Origin of the sequence: Inquilinus limosus (assembly GCF_002195995.1) — a bacterium.
GTDB lineage: Bacteria > Pseudomonadota > Alphaproteobacteria > DSM-16000 > Inquilinaceae > Inquilinus > Inquilinus limosus_C.
In genome coordinates this window covers 16706-42459 of the sequence record NZ_NHON01000025.1, presented here as the reverse complement: position 1 = coordinate 42459, position 25754 = coordinate 16706, and the positions used below count along the sequence as shown (strand labels likewise).

The window sequence follows — 25754 nt, the reverse complement described above, 5'->3', positions numbered from 1 at the left end:
CGGTTCCTAGGCGAGAATCAGGGTCAGGCCGGCCTGGCGATAGGCGGCCAGAAGGTCGGGGTCGGCGTCGCGCTCGGTGATCAGCGCGTCCAGCCGGCCGACCGGCAGGATCGGGAACGGGGCGGCGGTGCCCAGCTTGTCGGCGGTGACCACGGCGGCGACCCGGCCGGCGCAGGCGGCCATGCGCCGCTTCACCAGCGCCTCCTCATGGTCCATGCCGCCGAGCCCGGCCTCGACATCGAGGCTGCAGACCCCGAGCAGGCAGAGATCGGCGCGCAAGCCCTCCAGCGCCGCCAGCACCGAGGTGCCGACGGTCGCCTGGTCGGCCTTGTCCAGCCGGCCGCCCAGCAGCACCACCTCGGCCGAAGGATGCCGGGTCAGGGCCAGCGCCGCCGGCAGGTTCGGGGTGACGATGGTGGCGCGCAGGTCGGGCGGCAGCGCCTCCGCCACCGCCAGCATGGTGGTGCCGCCGTCCAGCAGCACCACCTCGCCCGGGCGGATCAGCCCGGCCGTCATCCGGCCCAGCGCCGCCTTGGCCTCCGTCCGCTCGGTCGCCCGGGTGGCGAAGGTGCCGGTGGCCGGGGTCAGCGGCAGCGCCCCGCCATGGACCCGCCGCACGGCGCCGGCGCGGGCCAGGTCGTTGAGGTCGCGGCGGATCGTGTCCTCGGACACGCCGAGGGCCGTGCTGGCCGCGGTGGCCAGGATCTTGCCGTCGAGGGCGAGGAGGTCGAGGAGGCGCTTGCGCCGTTCCTCGGGCAACAGGATGTCGGTCATGCGGCCACTGCCTGATTTTGCACGATCATGCATGATTGTGCACGAACATGCAACGGCCGGCAGGAAAACCACTGATGCCCCCTTTTTGTCATTGCCGGGCTTGACCCGGCAATCCAGGGGCCACCGAGAACGGCTCTGAAAGCCCCTGGATCCTCGGGTCAAGCCCGAGGATGACAAGTGAGGAGAGTTGAATGGCCCCTTCGCCCATGCCTCGACCGCCTCCCCGGGGGCGCCCTTCCCGCACCGACAACAGGCGAAATCGGTCGTGAACTCCTGGTAATCTGCGCCGCCGCCCCCAATATCCCGGCGGCTTTCAGCCATAGCGGAGACCGACGAGCCGTGCTCGACTTCCTCGCCGATCCCCAGATCTGGGCCAGCTTCATCACGCTGGCCGTGCTCGAGATCATCCTCGGCATCGACAACATCATCTTCATCGCCATCGCCACCGAGAAGCTGCCGGAGAGCCAGCGCGCCAACGCCCGCCGCGTCGGCCTGATCCTGGCGCTGCTGCTGCGCCTGGTGTTCCTGGCGATGATCTCCTGGATCATCGGCCTGACCGCGCCGGTGTTCAGCGCCTTCGGCCTGGACGTGTCCTGGCGCGACCTGATCCTGCTCGCCGGCGGCCTGTTCCTGCTCTACAAGGCCACGGTCGAGGTGCATGCCGCGATCGAGGAGAAGGAGGAAGGCCACGCCATCAAGGCGGCCAGCTTCGCCGCGATCATCGGCCAGATCATCATCCTCGACCTGGTGTTCTCGCTGGACAGCGTGATCACCGCGGTCGGCATGACCGACAACCTGCCGGTGATGTATGCCGCCGTGATCGTCGCGGTCGGCACCATGCTGGCGGCCTCCGGCCCGATCAGCCGCTTCGTGCACCGGCACCCGACGGTGAAGATGCTGGCCCTGTCCTTCCTGCTGCTGGTCGGCGTGGCCCTGGTGGCCGACGGCCTGCACTTCCACATCCCGCGCGGCTACCTGTACTTCGCCATCGCCTTCTCCCTCGGCGTCGAGGTGCTGAACCTGCTGGCCAAGCGCAGCCACGCCAAGCGCGCCGGGGCCGGGGCGCCGAACAAGCAGGCTTGACCGGACGCCCTTCCCCGCCGCCGGCCGGCCCGACGGCGGGGAAGGGCAAATCAAACATATAAAGATGTCTTTATGCTTGTGGCGAACCGGCCCGGCTGCTACACCCTGCGGCAATTCCGAACTTGTCGCAGGAGCACCCGATGCCTGACGCCGCCACCTTCACCGACTACAAGGTCAAGGACCTCAGCCTCGCCGATTGGGGCCGCAAGGAAATCGCGATCGCCGAGACCGAGATGCCCGGCCTGATGGCGCTGCGGGCGGAGTTCGGCGCGTCGCAGCCGCTGAAGGGCGCCCGTATCGTCGGCTGCCTGCACATGACCATCCAGACCGCGGTGCTGATCGAGACGCTGACGGCGCTGGGCGCCACCGTGCGCTGGTCGTCCTGCAACATCTTCTCGACCCAGGACCAGGCCGCCGCGGCCATCGCCGCCGCCGGCATCCCGGTCTTCGCCTGGAAGGGCGAGACCGAGGAGGAGTTCTGGTGGTGCATCGAGCAGACGCTGCGCGGCCCGGGCGGCTGGACCCCGAACATGATCCTGGACGATGGCGGCGACGTCACCCAGATCATGCACGACAAGTATCCGGAGATGCTGGCCGAGGTCCGCGGCCTGTCCGAGGAGACGACCACGGGCGTGCACCGCCTGTATGAGATGATGAAGAAGGGCACCCTCAAGGTCCCGGCCATCAACGTCAACGACAGCGTCACCAAGTCGAAGTTCGACAACCTCTACGGCTGCCGCGAGAGCCTGGTCGACGGCATCAAGCGCGCCACCGACGTGATGATGGCCGGCAAGGTCGCCGTCGTCGCCGGCTATGGCGATGTCGGCAAGGGCTCGGCCGCCTCGCTGCGCAGCCAGGGCGCCCGGGTCATGGTCACCGAGATCGACCCGATCAACGCCCTGCAGGCGGCGATGGAAGGGTACCAGGTCGTGACCATGGACGAGGCGGCGCCGATCGGCGACATCTTCGTCACCGCGACCGGCAATGTCGACGTCATCACCCTCGATCACATGCGGGCGATGAAGGACCGGGCGATCGTCAGCAACATCGGCCACTTCGACAGCGAGATCCAGATCGACGCCCTCCGCAACTACAAGTGGGAGGAGGTCAAGCCGCAGGTCGACGAGGTGGTGTTCCCGGACGGCAAGCGCCTGATCGTCCTGGCCCAGGGCCGGCTGGTCAACCTGGGCTGCGGCACCGGCCACCCCAGCTTCGTGATGTCGGCCAGCTTCACCAACCAGGTGCTGGCCCAGATCGAGCTGTGGCAGAACCACGCCAACTACGAGCGCAAGGTCTACGTCCTGCCGAAGCACCTCGACGAGAAGGTCGCGGCGCTGCACCTGGAGAAGATCGGCGCCAAACTGACCCAGCTGACCCCGAAGCAGGCCGACTATATCGGCGTGCCGTCGCAGGGCCCGTTCAAGCCGGACCACTACCGCTACTGATCGACCCCGCAAGGGTCCGGTCGAGACCAGCCCCCGCCGCAAGGCGGGGGCTTTTTCGTGCCTGCAGCAAGACCGGGCAGATTGCGGTGCGGCGTCATGCAGGAACACCCCAGATTCAGCACGTTCATGCCAAATCAATGCCGCCAACATGAGGCATATGTCGCTTCTTCCGCGCGAATTGATATTTCATTCCTGCTTTGGGAGAGTTCGATGACCACATTCACAGGCACCAATGGCGACGACATGCTGCCCCCCCTGATGGGCGACAACAGCGGCAACGACGTGTTCAACGGCCTCGGCGGCAACGACAATCTCAACTGCGGCATCGGTGACGACCTGGCCTTCGGCGGCAGCGGCGTGGACTTCATCGATGGCGGTGGCGGCGACGACTATATCGACGGCGGCACCGGCGCCGACGCCATGCAGGGGAATTTCGGCGACGACACCTATATCGTCGATTCGACCGGCGACACGGTCACCGAATTCTCGGCCTCGGACGGCACCGACACGATCTATTCCAGCGTCTCCTACACCCTGCCGCAATTCGTCGAGCGGCTGATCCTGACCGGCGGCGCCGTGATCAACGCCACGGGCGGCGACGCCGCCGACACCCTGGTCGGCAATGCCGGCGCCAACACCCTGACCGGCAATGACGGGGCGGATTTCCTGTCCGGCGGCGACGGCAACGACGTGCTGCGCGGGGGAGCCGGCATGGACGCCCTCGACGGCGGCAACGGCGTCGACACGGCCAGCTACTTCAGCGGCTCGACCGGGGTCGCGGTCGACCTCACGACCGGCATCGGCAGCGGTGGCGAGGCTCAGGGCGACACCCTGCTCAATATCGAGAATCTGTCCGGCAGCCAGGGCAATGACAGCCTCGTCGGCAATGGCGGCGCCAACACCTTGCAGGGCTGGAACGGCAACGACGTGCTTTCGGGCGGCCTGGGCAAGGACACGCTCACCGGCGGCGCCGGGGCCGACCGCTTCGTCTACGGCGCCATCACCGACAGTGCGGTCGGCGCCAATGCCGACCGGATCACCGATTTCAGCCACGCCCAGGGCGACCGCATCGACCTGTCGGCGATCGACGCCAACGCCGGCACGGCCGGCGACCAGGCCTTCACCTTCCTTGGCACCGGCCTGTACACCCACCACGCCGGGGAGCTGCGCTATGCCGTCAGCGGCGGCGTCACCACCATCGCCGGCGACGTCAATGGCGACGGCGCCTCCGACTTCCACATCACCCTGACCGACAGCCTGACCCTGGTGGCCGGCGACTTCGTGCTGTAGCCGCGGCCCGGGGACGTCACTCGGTCGGGATGCCGTCGAAATCGGTCTCGACCGAGAGATCCTTCTGGTCGGCGCAGGTGAAGCGGGCCGAACCGGCGAGCGGGTCGAGGCCCGTCAGGGTCAGGGTGCCGCTCGCCGCCTGGTCGCAGCCGTCGAGCGAATCGTCGCCCGCGTCGATGCTGAAGGAGACGCCGTAATCGGTGGCCGACTTGTCGGCCGCGACCGCCTGGGAGAACGGCTTCAGGTCATGGGTGCCGAGGGACGCGTCCTTCGGCAGCGCCACCACCACGGCACCGACCGGCATCATCTGCTTGGTGCCGTGGACGTCGCGCTCCTGCTCCAGATACAGCATCAGCAGCCGGCTGCCGGCGGCCTGGCGCTTGGCCGAGCCGGTGCCGGTGATGGTGGCGTTGACCGGCGCGCCCATCGTGGTGCTGACCCGGCCGGGTCCGGCCGAGGCCGCCGCCGGCTCCGACGGCACCACCTGGCTCGGGTCGACCGGCACCGCGTCGAAGGTCAGCGACAGCGTCGCCTCCGACGAATCGCGGCAGGTGAAGTTGAGCGTGCCGGCGAAGGGCGAGACGCCGGTCACCTCGACCGTGCCCTGCGGCACCAGCCGGCAGTCGCGCACGCGCGACCCATTCGCGCCGATGGCGAGGTAGAGGGCGCCGGACGCCTTGCCGGCCTGGTCGTGCCGGGCGGAATCGTAGCTGCCCACCTGCAGCGTGCCGGGCGCGACATCGGCCGGCAGCAGCAGCTGGATCTGGCGGGCGCGGATCACGCCCTCGCCGGTCGCGGTCATGCCGACCACGAAGCGCCCGCGATCGTCCTTCACCGCCAGGGCGAAGCCCTCGATGGTCTCGGTCTCGCCGCCGGGGCCCGCGACCGTGCCGCGGAAGGTGCCGAGGGTCTGGTCGGCCGCCGCCGCGGGCAGGGCGGGCAGCAGCAGAAGGAGGGCGAAGGCAAGGCGGCGCAGCATGGGTCTCATCCCGGTGATCCGGCCGCACCCTACACGCTGCGGCGCCGCCGCGCCTCCCCGCCATCGCGTCGCACGCGTTACAGATTCGTCATGGTTGGTCGCGCAGCCCTGCCGCCTGCGGGACCCTTTCGGGGTTCCCGATACCATCATTGCGAGCGCAGCGAAGCAATCCAGGGGCCGGTGCGAACCGGCCCTGGATTGCTTCGTCGCTGCGCTCCTCGCAATGACGGTGTTGGGGATTCAGCCGGCTCTCAACGCGACAGATGCGCCTCGAAGGCCTCCAGCGCCTCGGCCATGTCGGCGCGGCCGAAGCCGATGCGGAAGCGGTCGGCCGGCACCGGGCCGAGGGCCGAGCGGTAGACCCGTGCCGGCAGCAGCAGCACGCCGGAGCGCTCGACCAGGTCGTCGGCGAAGGCATCCACCCCCTCGCCGCCCAAATAGCGCGGGAAGCCGATGCAGCCGGCGGCCGGCACCTGCCAGTCGAAGCGGTTGGCGTGCCGGGCGAAGAACGCCTCCAGCAGCGGCAGGTTGCGGGCGACGAGGTCGCGGCTGCGCCGCACCAGATGCTCCCGAGCGCCGATCGCGATCTCGGCCAGCGCCTCACTCGGCGCCGGGGCGCACAGCGTGGTGTAGTCCTTCTGCCGCACGATCCGGCGCAGGAGCTCGCGGTCGCGGCAGGCGACCCAGCCCAGGCGCAGCCCCGGCAGGCCGTGGGTCTTGGACAGCACCCCGACCGACAGCGCGCGCTCGTACAGCTCGACCGCCGGCGGCAGACGGTCCGCCTCGCGCCGCTCCAGCCCGCGATAGACCTCGTCCGCCAGGATCCAGATCCCGCGCGAGCGGGCCAGCTCGATGATCGCGTCCAGCACCGGCCGCGGCGGCAGCCAGCCGGTCGGGTTGTGCGGCACGTTGAGGATGATCAGCCGGGTGTTCGGCCGCAGCGCCGTGGCGATCCGGTCCGGGTCCAGCGACCAGCCGCCCGGCGCCCCGGGATCGGCCTGCAGCGGCACGCCGGTGACGGCGCAGATGCCGGCGGCCACCGCCTCCAGCGACTGGTAGTTCGGGATCAGCGTCACCGCATGGTCGTTCGGTCCCAGCAGGCTGCGCACCGACTGGAAGATCGCCTCCCCTGCCCCGACCGTGACCGCCACGTCATCCGCCTGCAGCCCCGCATACATCCCGGCGATGGCGGCGCGCAGCGACGGTGCCCCGGCGGTCTCGGTGTAGCCGAGCCACAGCTTGTCCCAGGCCTCGCGCTGGACCGGCGTGCCGAGGGCCAGAAGGTCCGTCAGCGTCAGCGACTGCATGTCGGAGGCGCAGAGATTGTGGCGGGCGGTGAACTCCCAGCGCGCGAAATAGGCTTCGAGCGCGAATTCGGGCAGCGACATCGGGGAACTCCTCGGGCGGCGGTGCGGCCAGAGGGTGGCACGGAGATTGACATTGCTCTATCACCGAATTGTTCGGGACAATGTTCCGATTGTCTCGATCCCGCCGTCGCGCCACTCTGCGGCCATGACGCCAGAGCTGCTCTCCTCCTTCGTGCTGTTCGCCTTCGTCACCTCGATCACACCGGGGCCGAACAACATCATGCTGACCGCCTCCGGCCTCAGCTTCGGCTTCCGCCGCACGGTGCCGCACATGGTCGGCATCGCCGTCGGCTTCACGGTGATGGTGGCGGCGGTCGGGCTGGGGCTGGGCGCCGCCTTCGCCGCCTGGCCGCTGCTGTACGAGCTGCTGAAATACGGCGGCGCCGCGTACCTGCTGTACCTGGCCTGGAAGATCGCCCGCTCCGGGCCGATCGCGGCCGGCGGCGAATCCGGCCGGCCGATGACCTTCCTGGAGGCCGCGGCGTTCCAGTGGGTCAACCCCAAGGCCTGGGTGATGGCGGTGGGCGCCATCGCCACCTACACGCCGCAGGCCGGCTTCCTGGGCAATCTGGCGATCGTCACATTGGTGTTCGGGCTGGTGAACCTGCCCAGCGTCGGCTGCTGGGCCCTGTTCGGCATGGCGCTGCGCCGGGTGCTGCACGCCCCCGCCGCCGTCCGCGCCTTCAACCTGGGCATGGCCCTGCTGCTGGTCGCCTCGCTGTACCCGATCGCGGCGGATCTGCTGGGCTGAGATCGGCGGGGATCGGCCCCCTCATTGTCATCCTCGGGCTTGACCCGAGGATCCAGGGGCCGTCGAGAACAGCCCTTCGTGGCCCCTGGATTGCCGGGTCGAGCCCGGCAATGACACAAGGGGAAGGGTCGCCCGTGCCTCACGCCGCGGGCACGCCGGACGTCGTCGAATACTCGAAATGCAGCACCTCGCCCGGGCGGGCGAGCGGGTGGATGGCGTGGGCGGCGGAGGCGGCCTCGGCGAAGCCGGTCAGGATCAGCTTCAGCTTGTGCGGATAGGTGGCGATGTCGCCGACCGCGAAGATGCCGGGCACGCTGGTCGCCGCCGTCGCCTGGTCGATGGCGATGTGGTTCTTGTCCAGCGCCAGGCCCCAATCGGCGATCGGCCCCAGATTCATCGACAGGCCGAAGAAGGGCAGCAGCACGTCGGCGTCGAGCCGCCGCACCTCGCCGTCCAGCGTCGCCACGGTGACGGCGGAAAGCTGGCCGCCCGCCCCCTCCAGCCCGTGCAGCTGGTAGGGCGTCACCAGCTCGATCTTCCCGGCCTCGGCCAGGGCATGCAGCTTCGCCACGCTGTCCGGCGCGCCGCGGAACTTGTCGCGCCGGTGCACCACCATGACCTTGGCGGCGATGTCGGCCAAGAGGATCGACCAGTCGAGCGCGCTGTCGCCGCCGCCGGCCACCACCACCCGCTTGCCGCGCAGCGCCTCCTTCCGCGTCACCATGTAGAAGACCGAGCGGTTCTCGTAGGCCTCGATCCCGGCCAAAGGCGGCCGGTTCGGGCCGAAGGCGCCGACCCCGGCGGCGACGATCACCGCCGCGGCGTCGATCTCAGTGCCGGCGCTGGTGCCGACCAGCCAGCGGCCGTCCGGCTGCCGCGCCAGCGTCTCGACCCGCTGGCCGAGATGGTAGACCGGGGCGAAGGGCGCCGCCTGGGCCACCAGCCTATCGATCAGCTCTGCCGCCTCGATCCGCGGCTGGCCGGGGATGTCGTAGATCGGCTTTTCCGGATAGAGGGCCGCGCATTGCCCGCCCTGGACGTCGAGCACATCGACGACATGGCAGTGCAGCTTCAGCATGCCGCATTCGAACACCGCGAACAGCCCGACCGGGCCGGCCCCGATGATGGCGACGTCGGTGCGGTGCGGGGTCGGCATGGCGGTTCTCCGGAGCTGCAGACCTCGATGGGATAGCCGGTTCTGTGGCCGGGCGCACCATCGCGATGCGACGCGGGCGTGACGCATCTGCCCCGGTATGCGAACAATCGGCCGATGTTCCGATTCACCCTCGACCTGCCGGACGAAGCCGCGACCGCAGCCCTGGCGGCACGGCTGGCGGCGCTGCTGCGGCCCGGCGATATCGTGCTGCTGGCCGGCGATTTGGGCGCCGGCAAGTCCTTCCTGGCCCGCGCCCTGATCCGCGCCGCCGCCGGCGAGCCGGATCTCGAGGTGCCGAGCCCGACCTTCACCCTGGTCCAGACCTACGACCTGCCGGCCGGCCCGCTGTGGCATTTCGACCTGTACCGGCTGGCGGCGCTGGAGGAGGTGCTGGAGCTGGGCTGGGACGAGGCGCGGCTGGGCATCTGCCTGGTGGAATGGCCGGACCGGCTTGGCCCGCTGACCCCGGCCGACCGGCTGAAGGTCGAGCTGGCGCATGGCGAGGCCGACGGCCGCATCGCCGCCATCACCGGCCTGGGCGGCCGCGGCGCGGCCCTGGCCCGGGCCCTGCGCGAGGGGCCGTGACCCCGCGAATCTACACCATCGCGGCCGGCGGCGGCGTGGCCGACGCCCTGGCCCGCGGCCTGCTGGCCCGGGCGGCGGGCGATCCGCTGGCGCTGGGCGCCATGACCGTGCTGCTGCCCAGCCGCCGGGCCGGCACCACCCTGCGGGACGCCTTTCTGCGCGCGGCGGAGGGCAAGCCGCTGCTGCTGCCCCGGCTGCTGCCGGTCGGCGACATCGACGCCGACGCGCTGGGCCTGGCCGCCGGCGAGACCCCGGCGGTGGCCGAGGCGCTGGCGCTGCCGCCGGCGATCCAGCCGCGGCAGCGGCAGATCCTGCTGGCCCGGCTGGTGCTGGCCCGGCCGGACCCGCAGGTCGGCGCCGACCAGGCGATGCATCTGGCGGCGGCGCTGGCCCGGCTGCTGGACGAGGTGCAGGCCGAGGGGCTGGGCTTCGACCGGCTGGACGGGCTGGTGCCGGAGGAGCTGGCCGAGCATTGGCAGGAGACGCTGGAGTTCCTGCGCATCGTCACCACCGCCTGGCCCGAGGTGCTGAAGGACCTCGACGCCCTCGACCCGGCCGAATGGCGCGCCCGGCTGACCCGGGCCCAGGCCGAGGCCTGGCAGGCCGCGCCGCCGGCCGACCCGGTGATAGCCGCCGGCCTCTTGGGCACCAACCCGGCGGAGATCGGGCTGCTGCGCGTGGTCGCCACGCTGCCGCAGGGTGCGCTGGTCCTGCCAGGCCTGGACCGCTTCATGGATGGCGAGAGCTGGGACCAGCTCGATGACGGCCACCCGCAGCAGCCGCTGAAACGGATGCTGGAGGGGCTGGGCGTCGACCGGGCGCAGGTCGCCGACTGGCCCGACCCCACGGCCGTCGGCGGGCCGGACCGCACCGTGCTGCTGCGCGAGGTGATGCGCCCGGCCGCCACCACCGATGCCTGGCGCCACCCCGCCGGGCTGGACGCCGCGGCGCTGAGCGGCCTCACCCGGATCGACTGCGCCACGGCGCAGGAGGAGGCGGGCGTCATCGCCCTGCTGCTGCGCGAGGTGCTGGAGACGCCGGGCCGCACCGCCGCGCTGGTGACGCCGGACCGGGACCTGGCCCGCCGGGTGGCCGCCGACCTGACCCGCTGGCAGGTGGCGGTCGACGATTCGGCCGGCCGGCCGTTGGCCGACACCCCGGTCGGCGCCTATCTGCGGCTGGTCGGCGACGTTGCCTTCCGCGACGCCTCGCCGCTGTCGGTGCTGGCGCTGCTGAAGCATCCTCTGGCGGCCGGCGGCGAGCCGATCGGCCTGTTCCGCGAGGCGCTGCGCCGGCTGGAGCGCGAGGTGCTGCGCGGCCCGGCGCCGGAGCCCGGCATCGCCGGGCTGCAGGCGGCGCTGGCGGCCGGCGGCGGCCCGGCGCTGGCCGTCTGGCTGGACAAGGTCGGCGGCATCCTGAGCCCCTTCATCGAAGCGGTGCGGGACGACAGCCAATCCCCGGCCGAGCTGCTGCGGCTGCACATCACCTGCGCCGAGGCCCTGGCCGCCACTGATGCCGAGCCCGGCCCCGCCCGGCTGTGGCGGGCCGAGGATGGCGAGGCGGCGCAGGCGCTGGCCGACGAGCTGCTCGCCGGCTTCGACGGCTTCCCGGCCATTCCCGGCCCCGACTGGCCCGGCCTGTTCGAGGCGATGATGGACGGGGCGGTGGTGCGGCCGCGCTGGGGCCGGCATCCGCGGCTGGCGATCCTGGGCCCGGTCGAGGCGCGGATGGCGCGGTTCGACCGCATCGTGCTGGGCGGGCTGAACGAGGGCACCTGGCCCGGCGTGCCCGCCGCCGATCCCTGGCTGTCGCGGCCGATGCGGCGGCAATTCGGCCTGCCGGCGCCGGAGCGGCGCATCGGCCTGGCCGCCAACGACTTCGCCCAGGCCGCCGCCGGGACCGAGGTCTTCCTGACCCGGGCGGAGAAGGTGGAGGGCACGCCGACCGTGCCGTCGCGCTGGCTGCTGCGGCTGCAGGCGGTGCTGGACGGCGCCGGCCTGGCCCTGACTCCACCGGCGCGCGACTGGCGCGCGCTGGCCCGGCACATCGACGAGCCCGAGGCGGTGCGGCCGGTGGCACCGCCGCGGCCGAAGCCGCCGGTCGAGGCGCGGCCGCGGCGCCTGTCGGTGACCCAGATCTCGGTCTGGATGCAGGACCCCTACGCCATCTACGCCCGCATGGTGCTGGGGCTGGAGCCCTTGGACCCGATCGAGGCCGAGCCGGGCGCGTCGGAGCGCGGCACCGCCATCCACGCCGCCCTGGCCGCGCTCGTCCAGGCCCATCCGGACGCGCTGCCGCCGGACGCGCTGGAGCGCCTTCTGGTGCTGGGCCGGGCGGAGTTCGCCAGGCTGCCGCCGGGGCCGGACATCCGCACCTTCTGGTGGCCGCGCTTCGCCCGGATCGCCGCCTGGTTCGTCGAGACCGAAGGCCGGCTGCGCGCGGCCGGGCGGCGCGCGATCCTGACCGAGCAGAAGGGCTTGGTCACCCTGCCCGCCCCGGGCGGGGCCTTCGCCCTGTCCGGCGTCGCCGACCGCATCGACCAGGGGCCGGACGGGCTGGTGGTGGTCGACTACAAGACCGGCGTGGTGCCGTCGAACGAGACCATCCTGGCCGGCCACCAGCCGCAGCTGCCGCTGGAGGCTATGATGATCCGCGACGGCGGCTTCCCCGGCGTGCCTGCGGGCGTGCCGGTGGCCGGGCTGGAGCATTGGCGCCTGTCCGGCGCCGCCACGCCCGGCGAGGTCAAGCCGGTGAAGCCGGCCGAGGGCGATTTCGCCGCCCTGGCCGACCAGGCGCTGGGCGGGCTGATGAGGCTGATCGCCCGCTTCGACCTGCCGGAGACGCCCTATCTGTCCCAGCCGCGCGGCCTGGCGCCCCGCTTCTCCGACTACGCCCATCTGGCCCGGGTCAAGGAATGGTCGGCGGGAGGTGGCGAGGGATGAGCGCGATCCGCCCCGACCCGACGGCGACGCAGCGCGAGGCGTCCGATCCCAAACAGTCGGTCTGGGTCGGCGCCTCGGCCGGGACCGGCAAGACCAAGGTGCTGACCGACCGGGTGCTGCGGCTGATGCTGGCCGGCACGCCGCCCGACCGCATCCTGTGCATCACCTTCACCCGCGCCGCCGCGGCCGAGATGGCCAACCGCATCGCCGCCACCCTGGCGCGCTGGGCCACAATGCCGGACGACGCGCTGCAGCTGGCCCTGGCCGATCTGATGGGCGCGCCGCCCGCCACCGCGGTGCAGACCGAGGCGCGGCGGCTGTTCGCCCGCGTCCTCGACGTGCCCGGCGGCATGCGCATCCAGACCGTCCACAGCTTCTGCCAGTCGTTGCTGCGCCGCTTCCCGGTCGAGGCCGGGCTGCCGCCGCAATTCGAGCTGATCGACGACCGCAGCGCCGCCGAGATGCTGGAGCGGGTGCGCCGCCAGGTGCTGGCGGATGACGGCCTCGGCTGGGCGGTCGACCGCGTCGCCGCCTCGGTCGGCGCCGACGAGTTCAGCGAGATCGTGCGCGCCCTGGTGGCCGAGCGCGGCCAGCTGACCCGCCTGCTGGACGAGCATGGCGGGCGGGACTCGCTTGTCGCCGGGATCCGCGCCCTGCTGGACCTGCCCGAGGGCGCCACCGCCGACAGCCTGCTGCGCGACGCCTGTGCCGATTCCGCCCTGGACTGCGAGGCGGTGCGCGCGGCGGCCTATGCCCTGCTGGCCGGCGCCAAGACCGATCAGGACCGCGGCACCGCCATCGCCAACTGGCTGGAGAAGCCGGACGGACGGGTCGTCGGTTTCGGCGACTACCGCGACGCCTTCCTGACCGCGACCGACGGCAGCATCCGTGCCCGCCTGGCCACCAAGGCCGTCGCCGCCGTGCCCGGCGTGCTGGACGCGCTGCAGGCCGAGGCCGAGCGCATCCTGGCGCTGACCGAGCGGCTGCGCGCCGCCGGCACCGCCGACGCCACCGCCGCCCTGCTGGCCCTGGGCGCGGCGCTGATCGAGCGCTACCGGGCGGAGAAGGCGCGGCGGGCGCTGCTGGACTATGACGACCTGATCCTGCAGGCCGGCGACCTGCTGGAGCGGCCGGGCAAGTCCGCCTGGGTGCTGTTCAAGCTCGACGGCGGCATCGACCATGTGCTGATCGACGAGGCGCAGGACACCAGCCCGGAGCAGTGGCGCGTGGTCGAGGCCCTGACGGCGGAGTTCTTCGCAGGATTCGGCGCCCGCGAGGATGCCGACCGCACAATCTTCGTCGTCGGCGACGAGAAGCAGTCGATCTTCAGCTTCCAGGGCGCCGACCCGGCCGAGTTCAGCCGCGTGCACGGCCTGTTCGACCGGCGCAGCCGCGAGGCCGAGCGGCCGTTCCACACCATCCCGCTGGAGACCTCGTTCCGCTCGGTCTCCGCCGTGCTGGAGCTGGTCGACGCCGTCTTCGCCCGCGACCCGGCGCTGGACGGGGTGGCGCCGGAGCCGCCGCGCCATTTCGTGTCGGAGCGGCGGCGGCTGCATGGCGGGCTGGTCGAGCTGTGGCCGCTCCTGGGCCCCAGCGAGAGCGACGAACCGCCGGCCTGGGAGCCGCCGACCGAGCAGCGTGGCATCAGCGACCCCGGCGCCCGGCTGGCGCGGCTGATCGCGGCCCGCATCGCCGGCTGGCTGCGCGACGGCACGATCCTGGAATCCCAGGGCCGGCCGATCCGCCCCGGCGACGTGCTGATCCTGGTGCGCACCCGCAACCGCTTCTTCGTCGAGCTGATGCGCGCCCTGAAGGCGGCAGACGTGCCGGTCGGCGGCATGGACCGGATGGTGCTGACCGAGCAGCTGGCGGTGATGGACCTGATGGCCTTGGCCCGCTTCCTGCTGCTGCCGGAGGACGATCTGTCCCTGGCCGAGCTGCTGAAGGGCCCGCTGGTCGGCTTCGACGACGACCGGCTGTTCGCCCTGGCCCATGGAAGGCGCGGCGCGCTGTGGGCCGCCATGGCGGCGTCGCCCGACCCGGCGGTGAAGGCGACCCGGGCCTGGCTGGCGGAGATCCTGGACCGGGTCGATTTCCAGGCGCCGTTCGAGCTGTTCTCCGGCGTGCTGGCCCGGCCCTGCCCGGGCGACCCGATCTCCGGCCGTCGCGCCATGCTGGGCCGGCTGGGGCCCGAGGCCGAGGACCCGCTGGACGAGTTCCTGTCGCTGGCCCTGGGCTTCGAGCGGCAGTTGCCGCCGTCGCTGCAGCGCTTCCTGCACTGGCTGGAGACCGGCACCACCGAGGTCAAGCGCGAGCAGGAGCAGGCCGGCGGCCAGGTGCGGATCATGACCGTGCACGGATCGAAGGGCCTGCAGGCGCCGATCGTGATCCTGCCCGATTTGGTCGGCATGCCGCGCGGCGGCGCCCGGGCCGGGGAGAAGATCCTGTGGCCGGAGCCGGATTCGGTCGCGGGGGCGCTGCCGGTGCCGCTATGGGCGCCGCGCGCCGCCGACCGGCCGCCCGCCTATCGCGAGGCGATGGAGCGCGCCGATCGCCGCCGCGACCAGGAGTATCGCCGCCTGCTGTATGTCGCCCTGACCCGGGCCGAGGACCGGCTGTACCTGCTGGGCCACTACGCCACCGAGCGCGGCAAGCCGGCCGATGGCTGCTGGTACCATCTGGTGCGCGACGGGCTGGCGACGCTGCCCGACGCCGCGACGGTCGCGATCGACGGCGTCGAGGGTGAGGGCCTGCGCCTGCACCGGCCCCAGGCCGACCGGATCGCCGGGCCCGAGGCGGTGGCGCCGGAAGCGGCGGCCGGGGCGGCACCGCCGGACTGGCTGCACCGTCCGCCGCCGCCGGAGCCCGACCCGACCCGGCCGCTGACCCCGTCGCGGCCGGAGGCCGAGCCGCCGGCCCGGTCGCCGCTGGAGGGCAGCGATCAGGGCCGGTTCCGCCGCGGCGCGCTGATCCATGCCCTGCTGCAGGCGCTGCCCGAGCTGCCGCCCGAGGCGCGCGAGGCGGCGGCGCGGCGCTACCTGGCCCGGCCACAGCACGGCCGCGACGAGGCCGAGCAGGCGGAGATCGTGGCCACCACCCTGGCGGTGCTGGCGCAGCCCGGCTTCGAGCCGCTGTTCGGCCCCGGCAGCCGGGCCGAGGTGCCGGTGGTCGGCCTGGTCGAGGGCCGCGCTTTGTCCGGCCAGATCGACCGGCTGGTGGTGACCCCCGAGTCGGTGCTGGTGGTCGACTACAAGACCAACCGCCCGCCGCCGGCCAGCATCGAGTCGGTGCCGCGCGCCTACCTGGTGCAGATGGCCGCCTACCGCGCGGCGCTGCGGCTGGTTTATCCAGGCCGGACAGTACGCTGCGCGCTGCTGTGGACCGAGGGTCCGAGGCTGATGGAGCTCCCGCCCGCAACGCTGGACCGGCATGCCCCGGGCGCATCGGCTTGACCTTGTTCCGTTCCCCTCCCTACCCTATCTCCACGTGGTGAGGTGGCGTCCCGCCCCTAAGCAAGGAATTCCCATGAGCACGAAGCCCGTCTCGGATACCAGCTTCGAAACCGACGTCCTGAAGGCCTCCGGCCCCGTCCTGGTGGACTTCTGGGCCGAATGGTGCGGCCCCTGCAAGATGATCGGCCCGTCGCTGGAAGAGATCGCCGCCGAGCTGGGCGGCAAGGTCAGCATCGTCAAGCTGAACATCGACGAGAACCCGCTGACCCCGCCGAAATACGGCGTGCGCGGCATCCCGACCCTGATGCTGTTCAAAGACGGCCAGGTCGCCGCCACCAAGATCGGCGCCGTGCCGAAGGGCGCGCTGTCGCAGTGGGTCGAGAGCAACCTCTGATCCCCGCGCTACGATTGTGAATTCGAGGAGCCCCGCCGCAAGGCGGGGCTTTTTCGTTGGGCCGCGGTTACGGAGCGGGATGGCTTAGGCTGGATCGGGCCATCTCGATCTCGCCAAGGTGGTGACGTGTTGCCTCTTCCGCTTGCGGGAGAGGCCGGAGACGCGAAGCGGCTCCGGGTGAGGGGATTTTGTCGAGGCCTGGCCAGCCCTCACCCGGTCTCGCTGCACGAGCCCGACCTCTCCCGCCAGGCGGGAGAGGAAACGCGCGAGAAGACGCTCGACGCCGCGCCCTACTCCACCTTCTCGCCCGGATACGCCCCCCAGAACGACGCCCGGCGCATCCAGCCGCGATAGCCCTTGAGGTCGACATAGCACCAGTCGGCCTGCGCCCCGTCGCCCGGGCAGCGCAGCAGCGAACCCAGCACCCCCGGCTCCGCCTTCGCCATCAGGCCGGAGCCCTCGCTGGGCTCGTTGTAGATCGGCTGATCCTCCTTGCCGGTCACCACCAGGGTGCGCCGGCGGGTCAGCAGGGCCTGGTGGACCCAGCCCTCGATCCCCTCCCAGTCGCGCACGCGGCGCCAGGTGTCGAATTCGGCGATCACCTCGACCGGCAGGCCCTTCTTGCTGACCACCCATTCGACCGGGTAGCGCTCGCCCGGGCCGGTGCGGAGATTCACCTCGTCCGAGCGCAGGGAGACGAATCGCGGCACCGGCTGGCCGCTGCCGGCGGCCTGGGCCGTGGACGGCATGGCCGCGGCGAGAGCGAGGAACAGGGCGGTGATGGATCGGCGCATGGGGCTCCGACTGGCGGCGGTCGATGCCGCCACAAGAATCCCGCGCGCCGGCCGCGTCAAGTGCGTCCGTAGCGGCGCATGATCTCCGGCAGCCGCTCGATCGGCAAGGCGTGGCTGACCCGGCCGTTGCGGCCCTGCGTGGTCTCGGCGGCGCAGAGCGAGTTCCAGATCGCCTCCTCCGTCCCCTCCACCACCGCCGCCATCAGCGGCTGCAGCGCGAAATCCGGCAGCATGCGCAGGTTGTCGAAGGGCTGCGCCCGGCTGGTGTCGGTGGCCTGGCCGAGGTCGTTGCCGGTGGAGAAGGCGATGAACACGTCGCCACTGCCCGGCCAGCCCAGCCCGCCGCAGCGGGCCAGGCCGAGGCCGGCACGTTGCGCCAGCCGCTTCAGCTGGTGCGGGAACAGGGGCGCGTCGGTGGCGACCACGACCAGGATCGACCCCTCGACCCGGCGTTGGGCGAAGCAGCTGGGCACGTCGGTGACCGGGATCTCACGCCCGACCGGCACGCCGTCCAGCAGCAGCCGGTCGCGGTCGCCGTAATTGGTCTGCACCAGGATGCCGACGGTCCAGCTCTCGCCGCCCTGGGCGACGATGCGCGACGCGGTGCCGGTCCCGGCCTTGAACTCATGCGCGTTGGTGCCGGTACCGCCGCCGGCGCAGCCCTCGGCCACCGGGTCGGCGGTGGCACGGCGCAGCGCCTCCAGCGCATGGTGCGGCCGCAGCACGAAATGCTCGCTCTCGGACAGCCAGCCATCATAGGTCTCGGACACCAGCGGCATCTTGAAGTCGGCGCCGGTGGCCAGCGTCACCTCGGCATCGACCATGCCCTCATGCACGGCGCCGATCGAGAAGGTGCCGGTCAGCGACAGCGGGCCGCACAGCAGGCCGAACTCGTTGATCCAGGTCAGGCCGGTGACCTCGCTGTTGCCGTTCAGCACATGGCCGGCGGCGAACAGGTTGCGGCGCCAGATCTCGCCGTCCTGCGGCACGATGGCGGTGATGCCGGTGCGGATGATGTGCGGCGTCTCTTCGACCAGGGTGACCTGGCCGACCAGCACGCCGGGAACATCGGTGATGCCGTTCTTCGGGCCGGGCGGCAGCGTGCCGATCGACAGACCCAGATCCCGCAATCGCGCGCGCGCCATCCCACCCTCGCCGTGACGTCGGGGTTTTCCCCCGCGCCTGGGTAGCAGGCCGCGCGGGCGCGATCTACGCCCCGAATGGGGTGGAAGGCGGGGTCCCAAAAAGAACGGGCCGACCCCATGGCCGGCCCGAGTTGAACAGGGAGGTTCATGCACGATGCGGACGTGCAATCGTAGAACGCCTCGCAAAAGGGGAGGTTCCCACCCCCCCGAAATTTTTTGCATGCCCGATGGCCGCAGCCGGAAATTGCCTATCCGATGAGCGCCGCGCGCTCCTCTGAGCGCGTCGGGGCACCTTCAGCCCATCGCGGCGTCGAACAGCGCCTCGTAATCCGACCGGGTCACCGGCCGGGCGTTGCTGGCGGTGGAATGGTCGGCCAGCGCCCCGGCGACGGCGCGGTCGCGATGCGCCTCGGTCACGCCCATCTGCCGCAGGCTCCCCGGCAGGCCCAGGCGAACATTGAGGTTCTCGATCGCGGCGGCGAGGTCGGCCTCCGCCGCCAATCCCATCGCCAGGGCCAGCCGGGGATATTTCGCCGCCGCCGCCGGGGCGTTGAAACGCAGCACCGCCGGCAGGATCACGGCGTTGAGCGTGCCGTGATGCAGCACCGGGTCGGGGATGGCGCCCAGCGCGTGCGACAGGCCGTGCACCGCGCCCAGCCCCTTCTGGAAGGTCAGCCCACCCTCCAGCGCCGCCATCATCATCTCGGCCCGCGCCTCGCGGTCGCCGCCATCGGCCACCGCCCGCGGCAGGAAGGTCATGGCCCTTGCGGCGCCGTCCAGGGCGATGGCGTCGGCCGGCGGGTTGTACCGGGGCGACAGGAAGGTCTCGATGCAATGGGTCAGCGCATCCATGCCGGTGGCGGCGGTCAAGAGCGGCGGCAGGCCGAGCGTCAGCTCCGGGTCGCAGATGGCGCGGGCGGGGATCAGATGGCCGCTGATCAGCGCCAGCTTGCGGCCGTCGCGCAGGGTGATCAGGGCGCCGCGCCCGACCTCGCTGCCGGTGCCGGCGGTGGTCGGGATCGCCACCAGCGGCGCCACCGGGCCGATGCGGCCGGCGCCGCCCTCGATCAGCGCGTATTCGGCCAGCTGCCCGGCATGGGTGGCGCGCAGGGCCACGGCCTTGGCCAGGTCCATGGCCGAGCCGCCGCCGAGCGCGACCAGCCCGTCGCAGGCGCCCTGCCGGAAGACCTCGAACGCCTTGTCGACCGCCGCCTCGGTCGGGTTGCCCGGCGTCTCGGTGAACAGCGCGTGCTCCGCCGGCAGCATCCGGCGCACCCGGTCGAGCAGAGGCAGCCGGGCGATGCCGGGATCGGTGACCAGCAGCGGCTTGCCGATGCCGAGCTCCGCCAGCTCCTGCGGCAGCAGCTCGACCGCGCCCGCCCCGAAGCGGGTGGTGGTGAGATAGGTGATGGTGTCGGCCATCGGCGCTGTCCTCGGCTTGGCGTTCTGGGAGTCGGGGAACCCTAGAGGATGCCGCCCGGCACCGGAAGCCGGCGCAAAGGCTTTGCGCCGCGGCGCGGGATACGCAAACCGATCGAGCCGGGCCGGCGATATGCTGCCGCGGCAACGACCCGGGATCCGACATGACCGCCCCTGTCCTCGACCATGCCCGCCTGATCGACCGGCTGCAGCGCCTGGGCGCCATCGGCCGCGGCCCGTCCGGCGGGCCGACCCGGCTGGCGCTGACCGACGCCGACCACGCAGGCCGCGACCTGCTGGCGAGCTGGATGCGCGAGGCCGGGCTGGAGGTGCGGGTCGACCGCATCGGCAACATCTTCGGCCTGTGGCCGGCCGCGGGCGATGCCGCCCCGGTGATGATCGGATCGCACATCGACACGGTGATCGACGCCGGCATCTATGACGGCTGCTATGGCGTCCTCGCCGGGCTGGCGGTGGCCGAGGCGCTGCGGGCGGCCGGCATCGCGCCGTCGCGGCCGGTGGCGGTCGCCGCCTTCACCAATGAGGAGGGGGTGCGCTTCCAGCCCGACATGATGGGGTCGCTGGTCCATGCCGGCGGGCTGGAGCTGGACGCCGCCCTGGCCACGGTCGGCACCGACGGCGCCGTGCTGGGCGAGGAGCTGGCCCGGATCGGCTATGCCGGCGAGATGGCGCCCGGATCGATCCGCCCGGCCTGCTACCTGGAGCTGCACATCGAGCAGGGCCCGGTGCTGGAGGCAGAGGGGCTGGCGATCGGCGCCGTCGATTCGCTGCAGGGCATCTCCTGGCAGCGCGTCAGCATCACCGGCGCCGCCAACCATGCCGGCACCACGCCGATCGCCGCCCGCCGCGACGCCGGCCTGGCCGCCGCCCGCGTCATCGCCCATCTGCGCGACCGGGTGGCCGGGGCCAATGCCGGAACCCTTGCGACCGTCGGGTCGCTGCGGCTGGAGCCGGACGCGATCAACGTCATCCCGTCCCGCGCCGTGTTCACCGTCGATCTGCGCGACCCGGACGAAGGCCGGCTGCAGGCGGCCGAGGCGGCGCTGGCCGGCTATCTCGAGACGCTGGCGGCGGCGGAGGGGGTGGAGGTCGCGGCCGAGCGGCTGGCCCGGTTCGAGCCGGTGCGGTTCGACCCGGCGCTGGTGCGGCGGGTGGCCGAGGCGGCGGAGCGGCGCGGCCATCGCTGGCGCCGCATGACCTCCGGCGCCGGGCACGACGCCCAGATGATCGCCCGGATCGCGCCGTCGGCGATGATCTTCGTGCCCAGCCGCGGCGGCATCAGCCACAACCCGGCCGAGTTCACCGCGCCGGAGCAGCTGGCCGCCGGCGCCGAGGTGCTGCTGGACGTGGTGGCCGGGCTGGTGGGGGCGCAGGTGTAGTCGCAGGCCAAGACCCATGATCCGTCATGGCGAGGAGCGCAGCGACGTGGCCATCCAGGGGCCGGTGCGAGCCGCCCCTGGATGGCCACGCCCCTTCGGGGCTCGCCATGACGAGGAAACCCCTATGGGCCGCCGGCCTTACGCCCGGATCAGCGTGCCGATGCCGCCTTCGGTGAAGACCTCGAGCAGCACGGCATGCGGAATGCGGCCGTCCATGATCACCGCGCCCTCGACCCCCTGGTCGACCGCCGAGATGCAGGTCTCCAGCTTCGGGATCATGCCGCCGGAGATGGTGCCGTCGGTCATCAGCTCGCGCGCCCGGGCCAGCGGCAGCTCCTGGATCAGCGTCTTCTCCTTGTCCAGCACGCCGGCGACGTCGGTCAGCAGGAAGAAGCGGGTGGCGTTCAGCGCCGCGGCGATGGCCCCGGCCGCGGTGTCGGCGTTGATGTTGTAGCTCTCGCCCCGCGGGCCGACGCCGATCGGCGCGATCACCGGGATGAAGTCGCTGTCCTCGAACGCCTCGAGGATCTCCGGGTTCACCGCCGCCGGCTCGCCGACGAAGCCGAGGTCGAGGATGCGCTCGATGTTGCTGTCGGGGTCGCGCTTGGTGCGCTGCAGCTTGCGGGCCGAGATCAGGCCGCCATCCTTGCCGGAGACGCCGACGGCCTTGCCGCCCACCGCCTGGATGGCCGAGACGATCTGCTTGTTGATGTTGCCGGACAGCACCATCTCGACCACGTCGACGGTGTTGCGGTCGGTGACGCGCAGCCCGTCGACGAATTCCGACTTGATCTGCAGCCGCTCCAGCATCGCGCCGATCTGCGGGCCGCCGCCATGCACCACCACCGGGTTGATGCCGACCTGCTTCAGCAGCACCACGTCGCGGGCGAAGCTCTCGGTCAGCGAGTCGTCGCCCATGGCGTTGCCGCCATACTTGATCACGAAGGTGGCGCCGGCGTAGCGGCGCATGAAGGGCAGCGCCTCGACCAGGGTCTGGGCCTTGTCGAGCGAGGCGGCGGGCAGCTTGGGCGGGGCGGCGAAGGGCTTGGTCATCGGGCTCGAATCCTGCGAGCGGTTGCCGGCGCCCCTCTCATGCCCCAGCGCGCCGCCGCGATCAACCGCGGAGACAAGCCCTTCTCTCCAGACCGTCATTGCGAGGAGGCGAAGCCGACGAAGCAATCCAGGGGCCGGTGCGAGCGGCCCCTGGATTGCTTCGCTGCGCTCGCAATGACGGTCTGGGAAACCCGGAATCGGCCCCGGTTTATCCGTTCTTCGCGATCTCGGTCAGGAAGGCGCGCAGCTCGGCGATGCCCTCGCCCTTGTCGCTGCTGGTCAGCATCACCTTGGGGAAGGCCGCCGGGTGGCGCTTCAGCGCCGCCTCGACCTCCGGGATCCGGCGCTCGCGCTCGCCCTTGCCGACCTTGTCCATCTTGGTCAGCACCACCTGGGTGGCCACGGCGGTGTCGTCGAGCAGCTTCAGGATCTCGGCGTCCGACTCCTTGATGCCGTGCCGGCCGTCGATCAGCACCAGGGCCCGACGCAGCGTCGCCCGGCCGCGCAGATAGCCCTTCAGCGTGTCGGTCCAGCCCTGGGACAGCGTCTTCGACACCTTGGCGTAGCCGTAGCCCGGCAGGTCGACCAGCGCCAGCCGGCCGCCGAGGTCGAAGAAGTTGAGCTGCTGGGTGCGGCCCGGGGTGTGGCTGGTGCGGGCCAGGGTCTTCCGCCCGGTCAGGGCGTTGACCAGGCTGGACTTGCCGACATTGGAACGGCCGGCAAAGGCGATCTCCGGCAGGCCCGCGGGCGGCAGGTCGGACAGCGCGGCCGAGCCCCAGGTGAAGCGGCATTCCTGCGCGAACAGCAGCCGCCCCGCCTCGATCGCCTCCGGTCCGTACGCGTCCGCGCCGGTCGCCTGCGCGTCGGTCACCCCTTGCGGCCCGCCGGCTTGCGGTTGGCGGGCGCCTTGGCGTCGCCATTGCCGTTCTTCTTGCGGGCGACCGAGGGCGGCAGGGCGACCGGCGATTCGGCGCCTTCCTCGACCCCGCCCGAGATCTTCACATGCATGCGCTTCATGATCGACCACTGCTGCAGGATCGTCAGCGTGTTGTTCCACGCCCAGTAGACCACCAGGCCGACCGGGAAATGCGCCAGCATGAAGGTGAACACGATCGGCAGCGCCATGAACACCTTGGCCTGGACCGGGTCGGCCGGCGCCGGGTTCAGCTTCTGCTGCATGAACATGGTGAAGCCCATGATGATCGGCGCCGCCCCGATCATCAGCATCGCCGGCGGGGTCCACGGGATCAGGCCGAACAGGTTGAACACCGTGGTCGGGTCGGGCGCCGACAGGTCGTGCATCCAGCCGAAGAACGGCGCGTGCCGCATCTCGATGGTGACCAGCAGCACCTTGTAGAGGGCGAAGAACACCGGGATCTGGATCAGGATCGGCAGGCAGCCGGCAGCCGGGTTGACCTTCTCGCGCTTGTACAGCGCCATCAGCTCCTGCTGCTGCTTGGCCTTGTCGTCGGCGAAGCGCTCGCGCAGCTTCACCATCTCCGGCTGCAGCGCCTTCATCTTCGCCATCGAGCGGTAGGACTTGTCCGCCAGCGGGTAGAACAGCAGCTTCAGCGCCAGGGTGAAGATCATGATCGACAGGCCGAAATTGCCGACGACGCTGTGGATCCACGCCAAAATCTTGAAGAACGGCTTGGTCAGGAACCAGAACCAGCCGAAATCGATGGCGAAGTCGAACTTGGTGATGTGCAGCGTGTCGGCATAGCTGCTGATCAGGTCGACCTCCTTGGCGCCGGCGAACAGCCGGCCGGTCGAGTCCACAGTCTGCCCCGGCGCCACGGTCATGGCGTCGGCCTGGTAGGTCGCCAGGTACCGGCCTTCGCCGTCCGACTGGTGCAGGAACTGGGTGTCGACCTTGACCGCCTGGTCCGGGATCAGCGCCGCCAGCCAGTACTTGTCGGTGAAGCCGAGCCAGCCGCCGGTGGTCGAGTTCTTGACCGCCTTGTCGTCCTGGATGTCCTTATAGGTCTTCTCCTCCAGCGTGCCGTTGAACACGCCGTAGGGCCCTTCATGCAGCACGTAGTAGCCCTGGGTCACCGGCGTGCCGAAGCGCAGCACCCGGCCGTATGGCGCCAGCTGCACCGGCTTGTCGGTGTTGTTCACGACGCTCTGCACCACCGTGAACATGTAGTTGGCGTCGATCGAGATGGTGCGCTTGAACACCAGCCCCTGGCCGTTGTCCCAGCTCAGCGTCACCGGCGCGTCCGCGGTCAGCGTGTCGCGGTCGGCGGTCCACACCGTGCCGGCGCCGGGGACCTGGACCGAGACGTCGGCCGGGGCCCAGCCGTAATCGGCGTAATAGGCCGAGGGGCCGCCCAGCGGCGTCAGCAGCACGATCTCGGGGCTGTTCGGGTCCACCGTCTCGCGGTAGTCGCGCAGGGTGACGTCGTCGATCCGGCCGCCGGTCAGGTTGATCGAGCCGTGCACGCGCGGCGCCTCGATCTTGACCCGCTGGGACTGGGCCAGCGCCTGGGCGCGGTCCATCGGCGCCTGCGCCGCGCCGCCGACCGTGGTCGGGGCCTGGGGCGAGGCGGTCGAGGTGGTGGCGGCGGTGGTGGTCTGCTGCTGTCCCGACGGCGTGGTGGGCTTCGGCGCCGGGAACAGGAACTGGAAGCCGAGAAGGATGGCCAGCGAAAGGGCGATCGCCAGGATCAGGTTCTTCTGGTCGGTCATCGCATCAGGGCTCCGGTCCCGGCCCCTGCCTGTCTAATCTGGCCGGCCGGTCAGTCGTGCGTTTATTGGTCGGTGGACCGGGCCGCGCCGCAGCAGGCGTCGCGGCCGGATCCACCGGCATCCTTGGTCAGGGTGTCGGGCACGGGGTCATACCCCGACCCACCCCAGGGGTGGCAACGCGCGATGCGCCGCAGGGCCAGCCAGCCCCCGGCGATCGCACCGTGCCGCTCAATAGCCTCTATCGCGTATGCGGAGCAAGTGGGCGCGAACCGGCACTGGCGTCCGATCAGCGCCGACAGGCTGTAGCGGTAGCCGATCACCAGGGCGCGCATCGCATGGGCCAGCGGGCTCATGCCGCGGCCCCTCCGGCCTCCGCGGCCGGGCGCACGGCCCCCAGCTTCTGCAGCGCGCGGTCGAGATCGGCGACCAGGTCGGCGAAGGGACGGGTGATGGTCTCGCCGCGGGCGATCAGCACCAGGTCGAGGCCCGGCGCGGCCCGGCGGCCCAGCACCTCGGCCGCAGCGGCGCGCAGGCGCCGGCGCGCCCGGTTGCGGGCGACCGAGTTGCCGACCTTGCGGCTGGCGGTGTAGCCGACGCGCAGGTCGCAACCGGCCGTCGCCTCGGCGTCGGTCCCGGCCTGGTCCCAGCGGCGCAGCTGCACGATCACGCCCGGCTGCGCCCATTTGCGGCGGGTGCCGGCCACGGCCAAAAACTCGGCCCGCTTCTTCAGCCGGCCGAGGCGGATCAGGGAAGGATCGTCAAGGCGGACGCGCATCCGGTCACCCCGGCCGCGAAAGCCGAGAGCCGGTTAAGCGGAGAGGCGCTTCCGGCCCTTGGCACGACGATTGGACAGCACGCGGCGACCACCGACGGTCTCCATGCGGGCGCGGAAGCCGTGGCGGCGCTTACGCACCAGCTTGCTCGGCTGATAGGTTCTCTTCACGGTCTGAACTCCGGATGGCTCAACTGCGCCCTTCCGGACGCAAAACGGTCGCGGGTTATAGGCATGACCGGCGCCCGAGTCAATCGATCCG

At 71.6% G+C, this 25754-nt stretch carries 22 protein-coding genes; 9 read left to right on the top strand and 13 right to left on the bottom strand.

The window, feature by feature from the left end; all coding sequences use genetic code 11:
- Positions 1–6 precede the first annotated feature (6 nt).
- Positions 7–774, bottom strand: a complete 768-nt coding sequence (locus BWR60_RS15075; RefSeq protein ID WP_179221782.1) for a DeoR/GlpR family DNA-binding transcription regulator — start codon at positions 772–774, stop codon at positions 7–9.
- Positions 775–1113: 339 nt separating this feature from the next.
- On the opposite strand from BWR60_RS15075, the gene BWR60_RS15070 reads away from it, so the two are divergent.
- The 3 genes from BWR60_RS15070 (at position 1114) to BWR60_RS36365 (ending at position 4592) form a co-directional block, all read left to right on the top strand.
- The gene (locus BWR60_RS15070) at positions 1114–1857 is read left to right on the top strand and encodes a TerC family protein (RefSeq protein WP_088151842.1); all 744 of its coding nucleotides are present in this window, start codon (positions 1114–1116) and stop codon (positions 1855–1857) included.
- 140 nt (positions 1858–1997) lie between these two features.
- Positions 1998–3302 carry an adenosylhomocysteinase gene (ahcY, locus tag BWR60_RS15065; protein WP_088151841.1) on the top strand — a complete coding sequence of 435 codons (1305 nt, stop codon included), beginning with the start codon at positions 1998–2000 and terminating at the stop codon, positions 3300–3302.
- A gap of 210 nt (positions 3303–3512) precedes the next feature.
- Complete coding sequence (locus BWR60_RS36365; protein ID WP_179221781.1) at positions 3513–4592, top strand: calcium-binding protein; 1080 nt, start codon at positions 3513–3515, stop codon at positions 4590–4592.
- A gap of 16 nt (positions 4593–4608) precedes the next feature.
- Here BWR60_RS36365 and BWR60_RS15055 read toward each other — a convergent pair whose 3' ends face one another.
- Together BWR60_RS15055 and BWR60_RS15050 are read right to left on the bottom strand one after the other, a co-directional pair.
- The gene (locus BWR60_RS15055) at positions 4609–5571 is read right to left on the bottom strand and encodes a hypothetical protein (protein WP_088151840.1); all 963 of its coding nucleotides are present in this window, start codon (positions 5569–5571) and stop codon (positions 4609–4611) included.
- 251 nt (positions 5572–5822) lie between these two features.
- Entirely contained in the window at positions 5823–6959 is a 1137-nt protein-coding gene (locus BWR60_RS15050; RefSeq protein ID WP_088151839.1) for an aminotransferase class I/II-fold pyridoxal phosphate-dependent enzyme, read from the bottom strand.
- A 124-nt stretch (positions 6960–7083) separates the two neighbouring features.
- Here BWR60_RS15050 and BWR60_RS15045 point away from each other — a divergent pair, with 124 nt between their 5' ends.
- Positions 7084–7689, top strand: coding sequence for a LysE family translocator (locus BWR60_RS15045; RefSeq protein ID WP_088151838.1), 606 nt, complete (start codon positions 7084–7086; stop codon positions 7687–7689).
- A 139-nt stretch (positions 7690–7828) separates the two neighbouring features.
- Here the strand turns inward: BWR60_RS15045 and BWR60_RS15040 are convergent, their stop codons facing one another.
- Positions 7829–8845 carry an NAD(P)/FAD-dependent oxidoreductase gene (locus BWR60_RS15040; protein WP_088151837.1) on the bottom strand — a complete coding sequence of 339 codons (1017 nt, stop codon included), beginning with the start codon at positions 8843–8845 and terminating at the stop codon, positions 7829–7831.
- A 114-nt stretch (positions 8846–8959) separates the two neighbouring features.
- Here BWR60_RS15040 and tsaE point away from each other — a divergent pair, with 114 nt between their 5' ends.
- From tsaE to trxA, 4 genes are all read left to right on the top strand, one after another.
- The gene (gene tsaE, locus BWR60_RS15035) at positions 8960–9430 is read left to right on the top strand and encodes a tRNA (adenosine(37)-N6)-threonylcarbamoyltransferase complex ATPase subunit type 1 TsaE (RefSeq protein ID WP_088151873.1); all 471 of its coding nucleotides are present in this window, start codon (positions 8960–8962) and stop codon (positions 9428–9430) included.
- Complete coding sequence (gene addB / locus BWR60_RS15030; RefSeq protein ID WP_088151836.1) at positions 9427–12372, top strand: double-strand break repair protein AddB; 2946 nt, start codon at positions 9427–9429, stop codon at positions 12370–12372. The genes tsaE and addB overlap by 4 nt, the downstream gene beginning before the upstream one ends.
- Complete coding sequence (gene addA / locus BWR60_RS15025; RefSeq protein WP_088151835.1) at positions 12369–15824, top strand: double-strand break repair helicase AddA; 3456 nt, start codon at positions 12369–12371, stop codon at positions 15822–15824. The genes addB and addA overlap by 4 nt, the downstream gene beginning before the upstream one ends.
- A gap of 73 nt (positions 15825–15897) precedes the next feature.
- Positions 15898–16218 carry a thioredoxin TrxA gene (trxA, locus tag BWR60_RS15020; protein ID WP_088151834.1) on the top strand — a complete coding sequence of 107 codons (321 nt, stop codon included), beginning with the start codon at positions 15898–15900 and terminating at the stop codon, positions 16216–16218.
- 290 nt (positions 16219–16508) lie between these two features.
- Here trxA and BWR60_RS15015 read toward each other — a convergent pair whose 3' ends face one another.
- The 3 genes from BWR60_RS15015 to BWR60_RS15005 form a co-directional block, all read right to left on the bottom strand.
- The gene (locus BWR60_RS15015) at positions 16509–17012 is read right to left on the bottom strand and encodes an SH3 domain-containing protein (RefSeq protein ID WP_088151833.1); all 504 of its coding nucleotides are present in this window, start codon (positions 17010–17012) and stop codon (positions 16509–16511) included.
- 56 nt (positions 17013–17068) lie between these two features.
- A complete protein-coding gene (locus tag BWR60_RS15010; RefSeq protein WP_088151832.1) occupies positions 17069–18157 on the bottom strand; it encodes a P1 family peptidase in 1089 nt (362 codons plus the stop codon).
- Positions 18158–18451: 294 nt separating this feature from the next.
- Positions 18452–19579 (bottom strand): iron-containing alcohol dehydrogenase, encoded by a 1128-nt coding sequence (locus BWR60_RS15005; protein WP_088151831.1) that lies wholly within the window; start codon positions 19577–19579, stop codon positions 18452–18454.
- Between the two features lie 161 nt (positions 19580–19740).
- Between BWR60_RS15005 and BWR60_RS15000 the strand changes: the two genes are divergently transcribed.
- A complete protein-coding gene (locus BWR60_RS15000) occupies positions 19741–20976 on the top strand; it encodes a Zn-dependent hydrolase (protein WP_088151830.1) in 1236 nt (411 codons plus the stop codon).
- Positions 20977–21114: 138 nt separating this feature from the next.
- Here BWR60_RS15000 and argB read toward each other — a convergent pair whose 3' ends face one another.
- The 6 genes from argB to rpmH all read right to left on the bottom strand — a co-directional run bounded on the left by argB (position 21115) and on the right by rpmH (position 25663).
- Positions 21115–22029, bottom strand: a complete 915-nt coding sequence (gene argB, locus BWR60_RS14995; RefSeq protein ID WP_088151829.1) for an acetylglutamate kinase — start codon at positions 22027–22029, stop codon at positions 21115–21117.
- A 208-nt stretch (positions 22030–22237) separates the two neighbouring features.
- Positions 22238–22900: a ribosome biogenesis GTP-binding protein YihA/YsxC gene (gene yihA, locus BWR60_RS14990; protein WP_179221780.1), complete on the bottom strand. Its 663-nt coding sequence runs from the start codon at positions 22898–22900 to the stop codon at positions 22238–22240.
- Positions 22897–24720, bottom strand: a complete 1824-nt coding sequence (gene yidC, locus BWR60_RS14985) for a membrane protein insertase YidC (protein ID WP_088151828.1) — start codon at positions 24718–24720, stop codon at positions 22897–22899. Before yidC ends, yihA begins: the two co-directional genes overlap by 4 nt.
- Positions 24721–24782: 62 nt before the next feature.
- Positions 24783–25073: a membrane protein insertion efficiency factor YidD gene (gene yidD, locus BWR60_RS14980; protein WP_088151827.1), complete on the bottom strand. Its 291-nt coding sequence runs from the start codon at positions 25071–25073 to the stop codon at positions 24783–24785.
- Positions 25070–25495 carry a ribonuclease P protein component gene (gene rnpA, locus BWR60_RS14975; RefSeq protein WP_088151826.1) on the bottom strand — a complete coding sequence of 142 codons (426 nt, stop codon included), beginning with the start codon at positions 25493–25495 and terminating at the stop codon, positions 25070–25072. The genes yidD and rnpA overlap by 4 nt, the downstream gene beginning before the upstream one ends.
- 33 nt (positions 25496–25528) lie before the next feature.
- Entirely contained in the window at positions 25529–25663 is a 135-nt protein-coding gene (gene rpmH, locus BWR60_RS14970) for a 50S ribosomal protein L34 (RefSeq protein ID WP_081991844.1), read from the bottom strand.
- Positions 25664–25754: the final 91 nt, after the last annotated feature.

Bases quoted from the DNA above. Each gene is read 5' to 3' on its own strand.
- BWR60_RS15000 (WP_088151830.1), top strand. From the start codon at position 19,741: ATGACCGCCCCTGTCCTCGACCATGCCCGCCTGATCGACCGGCTGCAG.
- argB (WP_088151829.1), bottom strand. From the start codon at position 22,029: ATGACCAAGCCCTTCGCCGCCCCGCCCAAGCTGCCCGCCGCCTCGCTC.
- BWR60_RS15055 (WP_088151840.1), bottom strand. From the start codon at position 5,571: ATGCTGCGCCGCCTTGCCTTCGCCCTCCTTCTGCTGCTGCCCGCCCTG.
- BWR60_RS15045 (WP_088151838.1), top strand. From the start codon at position 7,084: ATGACGCCAGAGCTGCTCTCCTCCTTCGTGCTGTTCGCCTTCGTCACC.
- BWR60_RS36365 (WP_179221781.1), top strand. From the start codon at position 3,513: ATGACCACATTCACAGGCACCAATGGCGACGACATGCTGCCCCCCCTG.
- BWR60_RS15075 (WP_179221782.1), bottom strand. From the start codon at position 774: ATGACCGACATCCTGTTGCCCGAGGAACGGCGCAAGCGCCTCCTCGAC.
- ahcY (WP_088151841.1), top strand. From the start codon at position 1,998: ATGCCTGACGCCGCCACCTTCACCGACTACAAGGTCAAGGACCTCAGC.
- yidD (WP_088151827.1), bottom strand. From the start codon at position 25,073: ATGAGCCCGCTGGCCCATGCGATGCGCGCCCTGGTGATCGGCTACCGC.
- tsaE (WP_088151873.1), top strand. From the start codon at position 8,960: ATGTTCCGATTCACCCTCGACCTGCCGGACGAAGCCGCGACCGCAGCC.
- BWR60_RS15050 (WP_088151839.1), bottom strand. From the start codon at position 6,959: ATGTCGCTGCCCGAATTCGCGCTCGAAGCCTATTTCGCGCGCTGGGAG.
- addA (WP_088151835.1), top strand. From the start codon at position 12,369: ATGAGCGCGATCCGCCCCGACCCGACGGCGACGCAGCGCGAGGCGTCC.
- BWR60_RS15010 (WP_088151832.1), bottom strand. From the start codon at position 18,157: ATGGCGCGCGCGCGATTGCGGGATCTGGGTCTGTCGATCGGCACGCTG.
- trxA (WP_088151834.1), top strand. From the start codon at position 15,898: ATGAGCACGAAGCCCGTCTCGGATACCAGCTTCGAAACCGACGTCCTG.
- rnpA (WP_088151826.1), bottom strand. From the start codon at position 25,495: ATGCGCGTCCGCCTTGACGATCCTTCCCTGATCCGCCTCGGCCGGCTG.
- yidC (WP_088151828.1), bottom strand. From the start codon at position 24,720: ATGACCGACCAGAAGAACCTGATCCTGGCGATCGCCCTTTCGCTGGCC.
- BWR60_RS15015 (WP_088151833.1), bottom strand. From the start codon at position 17,012: ATGCGCCGATCCATCACCGCCCTGTTCCTCGCTCTCGCCGCGGCCATG.
- BWR60_RS15040 (WP_088151837.1), bottom strand. From the start codon at position 8,845: ATGCCGACCCCGCACCGCACCGACGTCGCCATCATCGGGGCCGGCCCG.
- BWR60_RS15005 (WP_088151831.1), bottom strand. From the start codon at position 19,579: ATGGCCGACACCATCACCTATCTCACCACCACCCGCTTCGGGGCGGGC.